This window comes from Corynebacterium aquilae DSM 44791 (assembly GCF_001941445.1).
GTDB lineage: Bacteria > Actinomycetota > Actinomycetes > Mycobacteriales > Mycobacteriaceae > Corynebacterium > Corynebacterium aquilae.
The window spans coordinates 2,772,695-2,787,388 of sequence record NZ_CP009245.1 but is presented as its reverse complement, the minus strand read 5'-3'; the positions used below and the strand labels follow the sequence as shown (position 1 = coordinate 2,787,388).

10 protein-coding genes are annotated in these 14,694 nt (G+C 54.8%); 3 read left to right on the top strand and 7 right to left on the bottom strand.

What is annotated here, in order from left to right; translation table 11 throughout:
- Window positions 1–16: 16 nt before the first annotated feature.
- From CAQU_RS11760 to CAQU_RS11750, 3 genes are read right to left on the bottom strand one after another with little or no spacing between them, the layout of a single operon-like run.
- The gene (locus CAQU_RS11760) at window positions 17–754 is read right to left on the bottom strand and encodes a DUF6270 domain-containing protein (RefSeq protein WP_075727983.1); all 738 of its coding nucleotides are present in this window, start codon (window positions 752–754) and stop codon (window positions 17–19) included.
- On the bottom strand, window positions 751–1,629 hold the full coding sequence (locus tag CAQU_RS11755) for an ABC transporter ATP-binding protein (protein WP_075727981.1): 879 nt from the start codon (window positions 1,627–1,629) through the stop codon (window positions 751–753). Before CAQU_RS11755 ends, CAQU_RS11760 begins: the two co-directional genes overlap by 4 nt.
- Window positions 1,616–2,494 (bottom strand): ABC transporter permease, encoded by an 879-nt coding sequence (locus CAQU_RS11750; RefSeq protein WP_075727979.1) that lies wholly within the window; start codon window positions 2,492–2,494, stop codon window positions 1,616–1,618. The genes CAQU_RS11755 and CAQU_RS11750 overlap by 14 nt, the downstream gene beginning before the upstream one ends.
- A gap of 158 nt (window positions 2,495–2,652) precedes the next feature.
- On the opposite strand from CAQU_RS11750, the gene CAQU_RS11745 reads away from it, so the two are divergent.
- A complete protein-coding gene (locus CAQU_RS11745; protein WP_075727977.1) occupies window positions 2,653–4,557 on the top strand; it encodes a glycosyltransferase family protein in 1,905 nt (634 codons plus the stop codon).
- 218 nt (window positions 4,558–4,775) lie between these two features.
- Window positions 4,776–6,452, top strand: coding sequence for an asparagine synthetase B family protein (locus CAQU_RS12765; RefSeq protein WP_157109013.1), 1,677 nt, complete (start codon window positions 4,776–4,778; stop codon window positions 6,450–6,452).
- Here the strand turns inward: CAQU_RS12765 and CAQU_RS11740 are convergent.
- Window positions 6,403–7,749 (bottom strand): IS256 family transposase, encoded by a 1,347-nt coding sequence (locus CAQU_RS11740; protein ID WP_075724155.1) that lies wholly within the window; start codon window positions 7,747–7,749, stop codon window positions 6,403–6,405. The genes CAQU_RS12765 and CAQU_RS11740 overlap by 50 nt on opposite strands.
- Window positions 7,750–8,168: 419 nt before the next feature.
- Entirely contained in the window at window positions 8,169–9,494 is a 1,326-nt protein-coding gene (locus CAQU_RS11730) for a glycosyltransferase family 4 protein (RefSeq protein WP_075727973.1), read from the bottom strand.
- 782 nt (window positions 9,495–10,276) lie between these two features.
- Between CAQU_RS11730 and CAQU_RS11720 the strand changes: the two genes are divergently transcribed.
- Window positions 10,277–11,485: a glycoside hydrolase family 16 protein gene (locus CAQU_RS11720; protein ID WP_075727969.1), complete on the top strand. Its 1,209-nt coding sequence runs from the start codon at window positions 10,277–10,279 to the stop codon at window positions 11,483–11,485.
- A 46-nt stretch (window positions 11,486–11,531) separates the two neighbouring features.
- Here the strand turns inward: CAQU_RS11720 and CAQU_RS11715 are convergent, their stop codons facing one another.
- On the bottom strand, window positions 11,532–13,967 hold the full coding sequence (locus tag CAQU_RS11715) for an ABC transporter permease (protein ID WP_075727967.1): 2,436 nt from the start codon (window positions 13,965–13,967) through the stop codon (window positions 11,532–11,534).
- Window positions 13,964–14,680, bottom strand: coding sequence for an ABC transporter ATP-binding protein (locus tag CAQU_RS11710; protein WP_075727965.1), 717 nt, complete (start codon window positions 14,678–14,680; stop codon window positions 13,964–13,966). Before CAQU_RS11710 ends, CAQU_RS11715 begins: the two co-directional genes overlap by 4 nt.
- Window positions 14,681–14,694: the final 14 nt, after the last annotated feature.

Genomic DNA, 14,694 nt, shown 5'->3' with positions numbered 1-14,694 from the left:
GAGTCTCGCTTGGAGGCTACCTGGAGACTATTCGTTCCAATTGCGAAGCTACATATTCGTAGACGCTAGCTTCGTAATGAAAAGGTGCTAAACCCCATTTGTGATTGGCGTCTGCAAAGACGCGCACTCCCTTTGGTTCTACAACATCGATATCGATGGTCTCTATTACAGCCTGGTAGTACCGGTCATAGAGATGATTTGCCGCCTCTGGAAGAAGTCCAAAGCTTGATGGTGTTTCGCGGTGATCGCGGGTCGTTAACGCCCAAGGTATTTTGAGTAGAGCGCGACGTGTGAAGTTCGCATACTGGAGATTTTCTTTCATTAATTCCAGCTTATTTTTCCATAGCGAAAAATGTTCGTCTGTTCCGAATTCAATCAGGCGGGCTCCTTCGGGCACCGATTGCGCTGAGGTAGCGGCGAGATACTCCACCGTGCGAGTGGCAAAATTCCCATCGGCGAACTCAAAAACGCCCAATCTCTCATCGCACAGATCCCACAAAAATAGGTCAGCTTTTCCGTAGTGCTCCCGCATCGATCTAAAACCACGTCCTACGCAGTCTTCCCAAAGCTTAAGGAACTGGAACTTACTCTTCGGAGGCTCGATTCCGAGAGCCTCGAAGGGAATTGTGGTTTGTGCAGAAATCAGTGACTGGCGGGCGACATAGTATTCGAGGCTCCAGTTTTGGTTGCGATCCCTCATGAACTCGAGGGTGTCGCGAGAAACGCATGAACCGTAAATGAATAATTGGTTCATGAGAGCCTGTCTGCGACGATGGTTGCCATGAGCTCGTCAGCTTGCCGCTGTTTGCCTTGAGCCAGGTGCCATGCCCACTGTCGGTAGTCACGTGCGGTGTCGTATGCTGTCCCATCCGCAATAACCCGTCCTTTGTGGATCCAAATTGCTCGGGTGCACATTTCTTCGATCGTTTGGGCGGCATGCGAAACGAGGAACATCGTTCCAGCATCACGTCGGAGATCTGCCATTGCTTCTTCTGACCGTGCTTTAAAGGCGGCGTCACCGGTAGCTAGCGCTTCGTCAATCAAGAGGATCTCTGGATGGGCTGCGGTTGCGATGGCAAATCGAAGCCGGGAATTCATGCCTGACGAGTAAGTTTCCATTGGCAGATAGACAGCATCTCCAATTCCAGACAGTTCGATGACATCTGGAATGGCAGCCTCGGTTTCGGCGGGGGTCAATCCCATCGCGAGGCAACCGAGACGCACATTTTGGATTCCGGAAAGTGATGGCTCAAGGGCCGCCGAAACGCCAAGAAGAACGGGCTGATGGGTTGCCAGCACTTCGCCTGAGGCGGGAGTCTCTAGGCCAGCGATGACACGAAGGAGAGTCGATTTCCCTGATCCGTTAAGACCGACAAGTCCTACGGCTTCTCCGGAACGTACGTCGAAAGAAACGTCGCGCAAAGCGCGGACCACGACTTTCCGCTTATAGCCCATTAAATCGGCAACGCGGGAAGACAAATTATCGAATCGACCTGACCGGCGGTGGTTGTGGCGGTTGCTTGTGCTTTGAACTTTGTAGCGAACTCTGACGTCGCGAACAGAAACTGAGGTATCGCCGAGAGGGACCTCGATGCCTGTGATTTTTTCCTCTTGCTTAGCCTCGGGCATATTTCACCTCACGCGTCCAGAAAAGTACAAAGCCAACTGCAAGGGTGCCGAACGACCAAGCCGCAAGCTCAAGCCATTGATTCAGCGCGGGAATTCTTTCGTAGACCAGGACGCTGCGGGCTAGATCGAGAATGATATATGCCGGGTTTGCCTGGGCTATTGCGAGAGCATCGGGGTTATGAAGCAGTCGTTCTACGCTGAAGAAAACACCTGACCCGTAGAACCAAAACCGTGTCGCGTACGACAATACGGTTTTGAGGTCGGGAACGATGTCAGTGAGATAGGCGACGAGGAAAGTCAATCCCTGGTTAAAAATGAATTGCAACAAAACTAGGGGGACGATCAAAAACCATGTCCACGTTGGGGCGACTCCCTGTGGAACTAAGGTAATTGCGACCATGGTCATCACAATAACGGGGAGGGAATCGTAGAAGTCGCGGAGGCAATGGGAAAGGGGAATTGCTGCCCTTGGGAAAGCAAATGCTCGAATGATGTTCCTGCGGCCTTGCATCAGTCCTGCGCCTCCGTTGAGGGCTTTGCTGCTGAATCCAAAGAATGCAACGCCGACAAGGAGGAATGGGAGGAAGTGCTCAATGCCGCGAGAAGTCTTGAGGACTAAGCCAAAAATGACACCGTATACAGCAGAATCGAGAAGGGGGGCTAAGACCAGCCAAATACGCCCTAAGAGTGTCTTGCGGTAGCTCGAAAAAGCCTTCGCTCGAGCCTCGGCCTTAATGAAAAATCTGCGTTTCCAGAGTTGGCCGATATATGTCGGTATAGGTTGACGACGCGTGATGTGCCTCAGGGGCGGCCCATCAGTTGAAGGCTCTTTGGTGACTTCGGGAGCCTCCTCGTTGGCCTCCATGTCCCGCATCCTTTCTTCCAGCAATCGGCTAAAGGCCAATCATAGCGCGCTACCCCTGGGAAGCGGAGCTAAGTAGCGTCGGTAGGGGTAGCTGAGTGCGTATAATCTGCCTAGTGCCTTGGTGCAAAGCCCCAGGCGAATCGACGGGAATTTGAGTGATGAAATCTTTCTCTGCTGCAGAAAAGAAAATCCGAAAAGGTCTTTGGCATCTCCAGGATGGTGGTGTGGGGCAGGCGTGGTTCTATACGCGTCGTTACCTGGCAAAAAAGGGCGTTGTCTTAGCGCAGCAGGCGGCCGGAAAATGGAAGCCTGCGTTCCCAACGTTTGTCGGTAACGCCTACTATGAGGGGGCGTTCAAAGCCGTTCGCGTCGCGATCATTGCTGACGAGTTTTCTTTGGCTGCCTGGCAGCCCGAGTTTGAGTTAGTAGTCGTTTCTCCACAGCAGTGGCGGGAAGAGATTTCTGCGGCGGGCGGGGTAGATCTTCTTTTTGTTGAAAGTGCTTGGAACGGAAACAACGGCGCCTGGCAGTACAAACTGGCCGGATCGAACGCGCCATCAGAAGAGTTGAAGGCGCTTGTTGAGTGGTGTCGTCAGCAAGGGATCCCGACGGTCTTTTGGAACAAAGAGGATCCTCCACATTTCAACGATTTCTTGGCAACTGCATGCATTTTTGATCACGTTTTCACTAGTGATCTGAACAAATGTGAGGCATATAAGGCTGCGTTGCCCTCTGGCGTATCCGTGGGCACCATGACTTTTGCGGCGCAGCCAAAGTTTCACAGTCCCGTAAATATGGACAAGCAGGCAGCCGAGAGGCGAGATATCGCTTTCGCGGGAATGTACTTTACGGAAAAATATCCCGAGCGTAGAGAGCAGATGGACACGCTCCTGGGGGCAGCTGAGTCTGTTGCGCGCGTTCATGGGGCGACTTTTGATATTTTTTCTCGTTTTGCCGGACAAGATAAGCGGTATCAGTTCCCGGCGAAATTCCAACCTTTCGTGCGGGGATCTTTGCCCTATTCTCAAATGCTGTCGGCATACCGTGGATACAACATTTTCCTCAACGTAAATTCCGTAGTCGATAGTCCCACGATGTGTGCCCGGCGAGTGTTTGAAATTGCGGCCGCCGGCACGGCAGTTGTTTCCACCCCCTCCCGGGCAATTACAGGTCTATTTGACCCCAATGAGTTGCCGACGGTGAAAAGTATGGAACATGCTGAGTGGACTTTGCGGGGTTTGTTAAATTCCAAGCAGCTGCGTGACCGGACGGTGCATCGAGCTCAGCGGAAGATCTGGAATGAACATACTTACACAGACCGCGCGGTCCAGGTGCTTACTGCTGCTCAAATTCCGGCGGTGGCGCAGGATATTCGTCAGCAGCCTGTGACCGTGGTGTGCTCCACTAATCGCAAGGAAAATATTGACCAGCTGTTGAGAAACGTTGCATCCCAAAGAGATGTTGATCTGCAACTAAATTTAGTAGTTCATGCTCAGGAAGTGGACGATTCGAGCATTCGGCACCGAGCAAGGGAACTTGGTGTGGAGAATTTGAATATCCTTCATGCGGGAAAAGAAAAGGCATTGGGTGATTGTCTCAACCTAGGTGTTTCACAAGCTGACGGAAAGATCATCGCGAAGTTCGATGACGATGATCATTATGGTGAGTTTTATCTCCGAGATCAGTTGAACGCTCTTTACTTTTCGGGTGCTGATCTCGTAGGCAAACGGAGTTCGTATGCCTACCTTGCCGCGCTCGACGCCATTGTTCTGAGGAACGCTGGGTTTGAGCACCAGTGGACTTCATTTTTAGCAGGCCCAACCCTGACTGGGCCGAAAGAAACCTTTGTTTCGACTCCCTTTGAGTCGCGCACGACTGGGGAAGATTCAGCGTTTCTTGAAAGCCTGATGGGCCAAGGGGCAAAGTTGTATTCGGCAGACCGGTTTAACTTCATGCAACGTCGAGGTCTGCAGAAACACACTTGGGCGGTCAGTGATGCAGAGTTGATGGCTAACAGTGTTATGGAATCGAAAGGTTGGAACACACAACACGTAGATTGTTAGCGTGGGGGAAGCTATGTGCTCCTTTTGGTCTTGGTGGCTCTCGGATTGCGAAATCTTTGTGGGAGACGTTCGACTGCTTGTTGTGGGCCTCACAACGGAATAATCAGTCTCTGGGCGTGGGTTAAATTAGAGTTTGAGTGATTCTGCTGAGGCTCACTCAGATCCCCTCATTCGAGGCCCACACTCGCTCGAGTGTCCGTTACTTTTAAGGTGTTCACTTGCCTAAAAAACTCGCTTTTGCCAACCGGCGTGAGCCAGTATTTTGCTCTTTTCGGGTTCAGTGCCAAGACGACGTGCAAACCTATGTACATCGACTCTCGGATTTTTTTCATGTCCACGAACGGGACATTAAGGTTTGGGATGAGGGTGCGCTTGCGACGGTATTCATTGAGGGGGTTAAGGAGCCTCTAGGGAAGTCCTGGTACTACGATGACGAAACCTCAGTCAGCATTACGGCCCATGCTATCTACGAAAAAGCTGCGCTGAATAAGAAGAATTCCGCTGGCATAAAGCGTTTTTCGCGAGTAATCAGCGCTGCAGGCAGGGAGGAGCTGTACGAGATTGCGGGGCCGATTAGTTATCTCATCCATAAAAAATCCCAACAAGTCATCTACGCTATTAACGACTGTTTTGGCGTTGGTTCTTTATATGTATTAGATGTTCCGGGGCAGGTCCCTGCGGTCTCTAGCAGTATTGAGGCGTTGGCTTTGTTGTGGCGTGGTAGCTGCACTGAGTCAGATGAATACTGGTCTTCCTTGCAAGCTATGGGGTATCCGGCTGGAAATTACACAGCAATCAACGGAATTACCACAGTGCCTCCAGGGGCCATGGTGACGCTGACCCCAGATCTATTCAGGGTGCGAGTTGGGCATTCGATTAAAGAACGATTGCTTGCCGTAAAAAATGAACGCCCTGATTATGAGGTAGCTGTTCAGGCAGCGCAGCGTGCGCTCGCTGATTGTGTGGAGGGGGCCGAAGAGCCCCTCCTTATCGGGCTTTCGGGCGGAAGAGACTCGCGATTCGTTACTGCAGCTGCCGTGACTTCAGGAGTCGATTTCGAAGCATTTACCTTCGTTCCGCCGGAGCTCGAGGGCGAAATTGCTCAAAAGCTCGTGAAATCTGCAGGGCTTGAAGACCGCTGGTCTACTTCTAGAGAGATTCGGAAGGATGGCCCAACGTCTACGCGTGGGGCTTTAATGCCAGATACTCCAATCTTGCCAAGGGCAGCTGCATGGTTTAGGCACGTCGGTGGTGATTGCTGGTCCACCTTCATGCGTTATGGGATCGAACCGCCTGTGAGAATAGGTGAGGCGCGGAGGAATGCCTCGGGTGCGCTGGGCGATTTTACGCGTGGTCACTATTACCTAGCTCAGGAAGCTGAGGGTGGCGATGCGAGTCGTGCACTTCATCGCTATGTCGATAAATGCATGAAGTATCGCAGTCTTCTTCCGAACGAATTGCGAGAAAAGGGCCGGGCGATCCATGTCGAGGATCTGTTTAACGTTTTAGCTGACGGGTTTTCAGGCTTTTACGCCCTTGATTTCAAATACATGAACAGTAGGATGCGCCGTAGGCCCCCTACGCCACCTCCAAACACGGTTATTCCCATGGCAACTGCGGCAATGGCTTGCGCTGTTTTCTGGCAAGACCCGAAGGCGAAAGAGTCGGGGCAGCCTCTACGCGATATGACTAACCAAATGATTCCTGAGTGGTCGGAAGTGCCCTATTTTCATGAACTTGCTGTCGGAACCGATCCGTCTTTGACAAATAAGGTCACTTTGAAGCCTGCCTACTGGGAAATCAACAAGGACGAGTGTGTCAAGTTTTTTGTGTGTGAACTTCGGCTTACAGGTAAGGCTCGAACCGATCCGGGTAATGTGCTGACAGCTGATTGATGGCCGCAACCCACCCAGTCACACGCACCCCCTCAACAAACCGGCTCGTTCCCGCACGGGCACGCCCGGCCTTCTTTTTCGTTTTCTCCGCCTGCCGGTCCTCGATGTGGCAGATCATCAACCACAACGCCTTGACCGCGGCAGCATCATTAGGAAACTGCCCCCGATTCCTTGTCGCTTTACGCAACTGCGCATTCATCGACTCGATCGCATTCGTGGTGTAGACAACCTTCCTCGCCTGCGGCGGGAACTGCAAAAACGGTATGAAACGCTCCCACGCATCCCGCCAAGCCTTCACCGCCTGCGGATACTTCAGCCCCATGTCGCTGGCATCAAACTCGTCCAAAAACGCAAGCGCCTGCTCTGCCGTTGCAGCGGTGTAGATCTTCTTCAAAGCAGCCGCGACCGCGCTACGGTCCTTTGCCGCCACCCACCGCAGTGCGGTGCGGATCAGGTGCACCACACAGGTCTGCACCATCGCATCAGGCCAGGTGGCCTGCACCGCCTGTTCGAAACCTTTCAGCCCATCACAGCAGACGATGAACACATCTTTGACCCCACGGTTAGCCAACTCCGCACAGACCTGGGCCCAAAACGCCGCGCCCTCATTGTTTGCGATCCACAGCCCCAAGATCTGCCGGGTACCCTCCATGGTGATGCCGACCGCCATATAGCAGGCCTTGTTGACGACCCGGGCACCATCACGGATTTTGATGCGCAAAGCATCCAGGTAGATCACCGGGTAGAACTCCTCTAAGTCCCGGTGCTGCCAGGCAAGTACCTCATCTAGGACCTGGTCGGTGATCTGGGAGATCGTCTCATGCGACAAATCCACACCCAACGTGGTGGCCAGGTGGTGCTGGATGTCACGAAGGCTGGTGCCTGCGGCATACAGAGAGATGATCAGGTCGTCGACATCGGTGATCCTGCGGGCTCCTTTGGGCACCATCCGTGGGGTGAAGCTGCCGCTGCGATCCCTGGGCACGGTGATGTCGATAGGCCCGTACTGGGACTGGACGGTTTTGTTGTAGGAGCCGTTGCGGTGATTGTCGGCCGTGCCGTGGCGGGCTTTGCCTGTGCGGTCTCCTGCTTGGTAACCGAGGTGGGCGTCCATTTCGGCTTGCAGTGCGGTGTTGATCCCGGTCTGGATCATCGAACGCACCATGTCGTTGATGTCGGTTGATGATGTGGCGAACTCTTTGAGGATCTCGGCGAGTTCAGGGCTGGACATCAGTCGCTTCTCTAGTTGTTTAAGCCGGGCTTTGTCTTGCGGGTCGCGGGTGGTCATGGTGGTCATTGTGGAGCATCCTCCTCGATGGCTGGTGATTTAACACGTCACACACAAACCATCTGACACTCTCACAAGGACGCCTTCATGGACGCTTGCAAAGAAAGCCTGGGTACCTCAGGGATAACCTGGGATAGTCAACGGATCGAAGACGAATTGGTGCATTTGCCCGACGGTCGCAATCGAACAAACGTTATTTTCGAGACGATTTTCTGGCGATGGGCGGGCAACGACATGATTCGGGAGATCAATGAGGTTAACAGGAACCACCGCCTAGCTTCGTCGCGATAAAGTTCTTGGCAGCAGGGAAATAGGAAGCGGTGGTTCCGCCAAAGGAAGCGGCCGAATTGGCGAAACTTTTAGTAAGCCAGTCAAACATTATTCGACTATAAAAGTGTGCCGGCGACCTAATTAGTTGGCGTCTGTTTTTACTTCTTGAGGAGTCGTACAACGCGACTCTTTAGGGAATGTGAACGGCTGCGGTGCTCTTCTACTGCAATGGAAAGCGCTTTCATCCACTCCTCTGAGAGCTGCTCCAGGCTTTGGTTGGTCGCAAACCATGCGGAACCGTTGCCGTCGACATTCAGTCTGTCACGGTTGCGGGCAAGATTGGCCCAAAGCTGCGCCAGTGCTTCGGGATTCATCGGGGGAACCACGTCTCCTATTTGAGACGTCTCGACGATTTGTGCAGCCTCGCCGGCAACTGCCGCTGTTACATGTTTTTCGGCCCACATCGCTTCAAAAAGTTTTGACGGGATTGTGTATTCCATGGGTTCCCAGTCCTGGAGATGCACTAGTACAGAATCCGCCCACCGGTAATGGTTGGTGACCTCATCGAAGGACACTCTGCCGAAGAATTCGACGGGTGCTTTAAGATCAAGTGCTTTACGGCGTACCGGTTTTAGGTGCGCGCCACTGCCAACAACCCGCATCTCGATTTCGGTTCCAGATTGCTGCGCAAGTGAAAGGGCTTCAATGGCACTTTCGATTCCTTGCGCGCGCCCAACTGTGCCGGCGTAGAGAATTCGTAGGGGACCTGTTTCTCGTTGGGGGTATTCGTTGCAATTAGGAATGCCCGAGTTTGCCCGATTTCGCACGGTAATCACATTTCGACAGCCCTTCGCTCTTTCCAGTCGGGCTAGAGACTTGGTGGTTGTAATGACTGCATCGGAGTCTTTGATCATGACCCCTAGGGCTTTTCCACCCAACTTCATAAGAATGTGGAACAAGCTGAGTTTGGCTTGCATGGGTAGTGACACTGACTTGTCGTGGTCGTACCATTGATCTAGATAATCAAGGATCTCCGGCCAGGCGTCGCGAAGCTCAAGGATAAAAGGCAAGGCATGACGTTTTGCTACGAGATAGGCAACGACTGCGGAAGGAAGGGCTGGGACTGTGCAACATACAGCATCGACGGGATGTCCTTGACGGCGAGCTCTGCGAATTGCTTTGGCTGCGCAAGCCAGTTGTGATTGCATAACTTTCGCTTGGCCACTAACTCTGCTCACGATCGACTGGTCGTGTTCCGTGAATGCAGTCCGATAGATGGTTAGACCGGTCTTGCTGTCATCGATAGCGCCGGTCTGGCACCGCGGCTCGTCCGTCAGGAGTTTTCCCCCCGGATAGTGGGGTGGGGGAGCGATCACTGTGAGGTGATGTCCCGCGCCGCGTAGAGCCTCAGACAACCACTGCCAGCGACGCTGAACTACGCCCTGCTCGGGCTCCCAATAGTGGCTGATAAGAAGGATGTGCATAGCGTGGGATTACTTCCCCGATCCTTTCTTTAGGGTTGTTTTCAGCTTCGACGGCGCAAGAAAGCTCGAAAAATAAGTATAAGCCTTGAGGGGCCTCTCTAGAGAACGATTAGGGTTCAAAGACGCCTTGCCGTGTGGTTGTGGCATGGGGGAGTCAACTTAGTGTCATTTCATGCGACGTTGTAGCAAGTGGTATGGACGGGCACATTCTAAAACTGCTGAAGCAAAAGGAGTGAAGGTAGATCGGGTGGGGGCGGAATGATTCCGGAAGGCAAGGTATTCGGGCTCTGAGCTGCTAGTGCTCCAAGCTGTGTGTCGTTTCGAAAACGCGCGCTGATATTTCGAAATTACTAGAAAATGTGAAAGGGGCATACCTATCAACGGGTAGGCTGTCAGAAATTCGCTGGGACTCATCCCGGCATCGCGAAGGCTTCGGTTCCCGAACATTTTCCATTCTTAAGGAAACGTGTTGGGTCATGTCGGCCGCTGCAATGATGACCATGTCTCTCGTCGTCATTGTGGGCAGTGTCAGTGCGCGATCAGTGGAGTTCTGGATGACGCTACTGATGAGATCCTCGAGGAGGTCGATCTCACTGTAGTCAATTGCTGTGAACCGGTACTGGAGGCTTTGCGATTGAGGGGTTTGTGTCCAGAATATTTTCAATCGCGACTGTTTGTTACGTGAAAGGGTGATCGGGCTAGGGCTCGGCTCCCTTTTTGCGTTAGCCGCCTAAACCAATAGGGTTAGTGCTCGTCAATGACGAGGCGAGAAAAGTTAGATAATGAATAAGAGTCTGAAGACGGCTTCGGCTGTGGCATGTGTTTTTGGCTTGATGTCCGGATCCCCCTTGGGGCCTGTCTCTGCGCAAGCCCAAACACGGGAACATCTAGGCGGGGAACTGGCCAATCGCTCGGGGGCTACACCCGGACGCCTTGAAAGCCATCCGTTAACTTCGTACACCTTGGAGCGCATCGAACGAGAGCCGTATCTGGAAAAAGATGCTGCTTCGAGTTCTCACTTCGATGCAGAATCCGATATCGATCATTGGCACTTTTTTGAGCGGGACTCCTGGCTAAACCCCGCGCAAAAACTCTCTAGGAAGAATGTAACCATTCACGATGGTGTACTCGACATTGTGACGCGTAGGCATTGCCTTTCCGGCTCGGAAACGCAGGCGCCAGAAAACGTCAGTGAAAGTCCATGCGACCCCGGCGAAGTAGAGAAGTTTTCGGGTGCGCGGATCCACGGACCTAAGATTCCCGCAGGAAACTTTCGTGTCCAGGTGCGTGCGAAAGCTACAGCTGAATCGCAAATTGACGGGCTGCGGCCAAGTATTTGGATGCAGAACGATACCTCCTACTGTTCGCAGGGGATTCGGCGCCCCTACGGTGAATTAGATATCACTGAGTTCTACACATCGCGGGCAACGACGAATTACTCTGCTACACATTTGGGGTGCTACAAGCCTTCAGGTGGATCCGAAAACATCATGCGCCGGAAAAGTGTGGAAAACATGTTTGATTCTTGGCATGTTTGGGGCGTTGAGGTCTTCGATGGGCAAATTGTTTACACCTTTGATGGGGAACCCGTTGGGTTACCTGTCACTGCACAAGATTCGCACTATCTCAACGAGGGCCGCTTTTCGGCAGTTTTAAATCAACCGTGGCATCTCATTTTGAACAACCTGGTTGAACGAGACGGCGCCATGCCCTGGGTGGCCCACGTTGATCCACAAAAAGATTTCCCTGAGCAGCACTTCCTCATCGATGAGGTACTTGTTCAGGTTGAGAAGCGGTCAGATAGTGAACCCGGTGTTTTCGAAGAAGCCCCGGAGCCTTCTGTGGATGGAGGGGATCCTGCGGAAGATGGATCTTCGCTTCCAGGGCAAGCGATGCTCGTTTTGTTGAGTGTTCTTGGAATCCTAGGAGGGGTCTTGCATGTGCTATTGAGAGCTGGTGTGATAAATCCTGGATTTCTCGGCCGGTGGTAACCATAGCTTTTGTTGGCCATAGTCCAAGGAGAAACTTGTTCTATATCTAGTCCTCCCTGTGGCGAAGCAAGCTCACGAAGAGCCCAATGGTCGCAACGCCGACGATGGCAATAGCGACAACCGCTGCGAACAGGGTCGCCGACTGGGCCAAGGCAGAAGCTGTGCTGCCGTTTGTTCCTGTGACAGTGGTAGCCACCGAGTGGCCCACCACCCCGCCGGCCAGCACCCCGATGAGGCTTGACGGCAGCGACAATGCGGTCAGCTCGACCAGCAGCGCGGCCGAAAGCTTCCCACGGGTCATTCCGACGCTGCGCAGCAACTGGTGATCGCGGGCGCGTTCACGCACCGCCAAAATGACGGTGTTCGTAACACCCACCGCAGCGACCAAAGCAGCGATCACCGTCATCAACGTCGACAACGTCAGGATGCGATCGGTGGAATCCAAAATGTCCTGGCGGGCGGTGAACCTCTCCGCCAGTGATACCCGCGCCCCGTTGGCACGAATCGTATCTTCCACCGCGCGAAGCCCCTCATTATTAGCTGCCTGTACGGCCGGCCCCTCAAGTTGCATGAACGCAGTCGTTGCTGGCGGCAGGGGGACACCAAGATCGGGAATCAACGCCGGATCGATAAAGGTGTTCGTGCCCTCTGAGTAGCGCACCGTGGCAGTGACCGGGGTGCGCATAATCTCGATCGTGAACGTATCCCCATCCTTGGCTTTCCCGCGCAAGGAGGAGTACTTGCTCAACACCAACTCCCCGGGCAGCGCGCCACCGGTACCGCGGAAGGACGCTGCCGCCTCATCGCGAGACAACACATAGGCCTTATCGGCGGGGCGATCGTTGCCCGGAAGAGAAACCGGAACGACCGATGGAGCCACCAGAGAGCCGACAGTTGGAGTGGCGGCCAGTTGGCCGATGAGCTCCTCCGGCAAGGGACCTTCGAGACTGCTCACCGTGACATCGGAGGAGGACTGGCCTTGAGCTTTAGCGTTGAGATGCTCGCTGATGGTGGATTGGCCTGCCAACACCGAGGCAATCAGGGCGGTGCCGGCGACGATGATGCCGGCAATCGCGCCTGCACGCCCCAATTGGCGTCCGACGAATGCCAAACCAATCTGCACAGTTGGAAGTGCCCGCGCTAGTGGCGCGACCAACGCCACCAGGCGCGGTAGCAGGGCAGCCACGATAAACACCAGGCCCAAGATGATCAGCGCGCCGGCACCAACCGCCACGGCGATGGCTTTTTGGCCGCTGAAAGAAAAGACGGTATTCGCGCCGATGCCACAAACCATCAGCAGTACCCCAACGATGATGCCCGCCGTGGTTGCTGCGGCCGAGCCACGACCATTGGCGGCATTTGCCGTCAGGGAGCTGACCACATCGGACCTGATAGCACCGCGGGCAGCGGGAAGAGCAGCTGCCACCGTGACCAGCACACCCGCGATGCCGACCAGGACCATTGCAACCGGATCCAGGTGCACATTTTCAAGCGGCACGCGGATACCCAACTTGTCTGCGTTGCGGCCAGCAATCCCCGCCAGCCACAGGCCGGCGGGCGCACCGATCACGCCACCGATGAGGCCCAGAAGAATCGCCTCCGTGGAGACGCTGCCGTACAGCTGGGTTCGTGTCGCACCGATGCTCTTGAGGAGCGCGAACTCGCGGCGGCGGGAACCCGCCACCACGCTAAAAGCGGAAACAATCACCAGGGCTGCCACCGCTGCGACGGTCAGGGTGAAAAGCTGCAGCAGCAGGAAATAGCGGTCGCGGGATCCTAAGTACTGATTGGCCTGATCCTTGATCCAGGCTTTGCCAGCAACTACCTGGGTATCGGGAAGCTGTTGCTTGATGTTGTCGACGATGGTGGTGGCTTGTTCGGCGGGTGCCGCCACACGCAACTCCCCAGCACCGCCGCCGATACCCCAATCGACGAACGCGGCCGGGGAAACAAACAAGGTATCCGCCCCCATCAAACGTTCCCGAGCTGAAGGCTCCACATGCCCGACGATGGTCACCACGTGATCGTATGCTTGGCCAGGCACGGCGACGCTAGCTTGGGATCCCAACGGAACTGTGGGGTCGGCAGTTGCTGCTTCGCCAGGGCCAACGGGAAGCTGACCCGCCTCAACCTCACGCCATTGCATATGCTCATCAATGGCTTGCAAAAACACCGACTGGTACACCCCGGACTCGCCACGCATGGCGACCTGGAGCAGGCGATCGTAGGAGCAGTCAGTCACACCGGGCTGAGTGCAGGACACATCAATGGTGCGCTGGATATCGTCCTGGTTGCCACGCACCATCACTACTGCTGCGGTGTCCTGGTAGGGCTTAGCAAACAGGTTATTGACCGTGTGCTGGAGTGACAGCGAAATAGCCGCAGTCGCCACAGTCAGTGCGACCGCCACTGCAATCGCGAAAAACAGGGAAATGTATCGGCCGGGGCGACGACGAAGCTGGGCGAGGGCGACACGAATCACGAAGCGCTCACAATCTGGCCGTCCTTCAAACGCACAATCGCATCGCCCTGGCGGGCGGCGTCTTCATCGTGGGTCACCATTGCTACCGTGTTGCCCCACTGGGACACCATTTCCCGAAATAGCGACAGCACTTCCTGGCCGGTCTCCGAGTCAAGCGCCCCGGTGGGCTCGTCCGCAAAGATCACATCTGGGCGGCTGAGTACGCTGCGCGCAATCGCCACCCGCTGGCGCTGCCCGCCGGAAAGCTCGTGGGGTAGGTGCTTCAATCGCGGACCCAACCCGAGACGCTCCACGAGCTGCTCGTAGAAAGCCTTGTCGATCTTCTGGTGGGATAGGCGGCTGGGCAGTCTAATGTTGTCCGCCACGTTTAGTACTGGAACCAGGTTGAAGTCCTGGAACACCAAACTGATGCGGGAGGCCCGAAGCTGGGTACGCTTCGCCTCCGAGAGGCTGTGCAGCTGCAGTGCCGGTTGCCCGCCCGGGGAGGCGTGCAGCGTCACGCTGCCGGAATCCGGGGTGATAAGACCCGATAGCACGTGCAACAAGGTCGTCTTGCCGGAACCACTCGGCCCCATCAGCGTTGTCCACTGGCCGCGGGGAATTGCGACACTGACATTGTTCAATGCGCTCACAGCGGCCTGGCCCCGGCCATAGGTGACGGACACGCTGCGCGCAGAGACAGCCATAGCTGGAGTGGGGGAAGGACTAGTCATGACAGGACAAACTC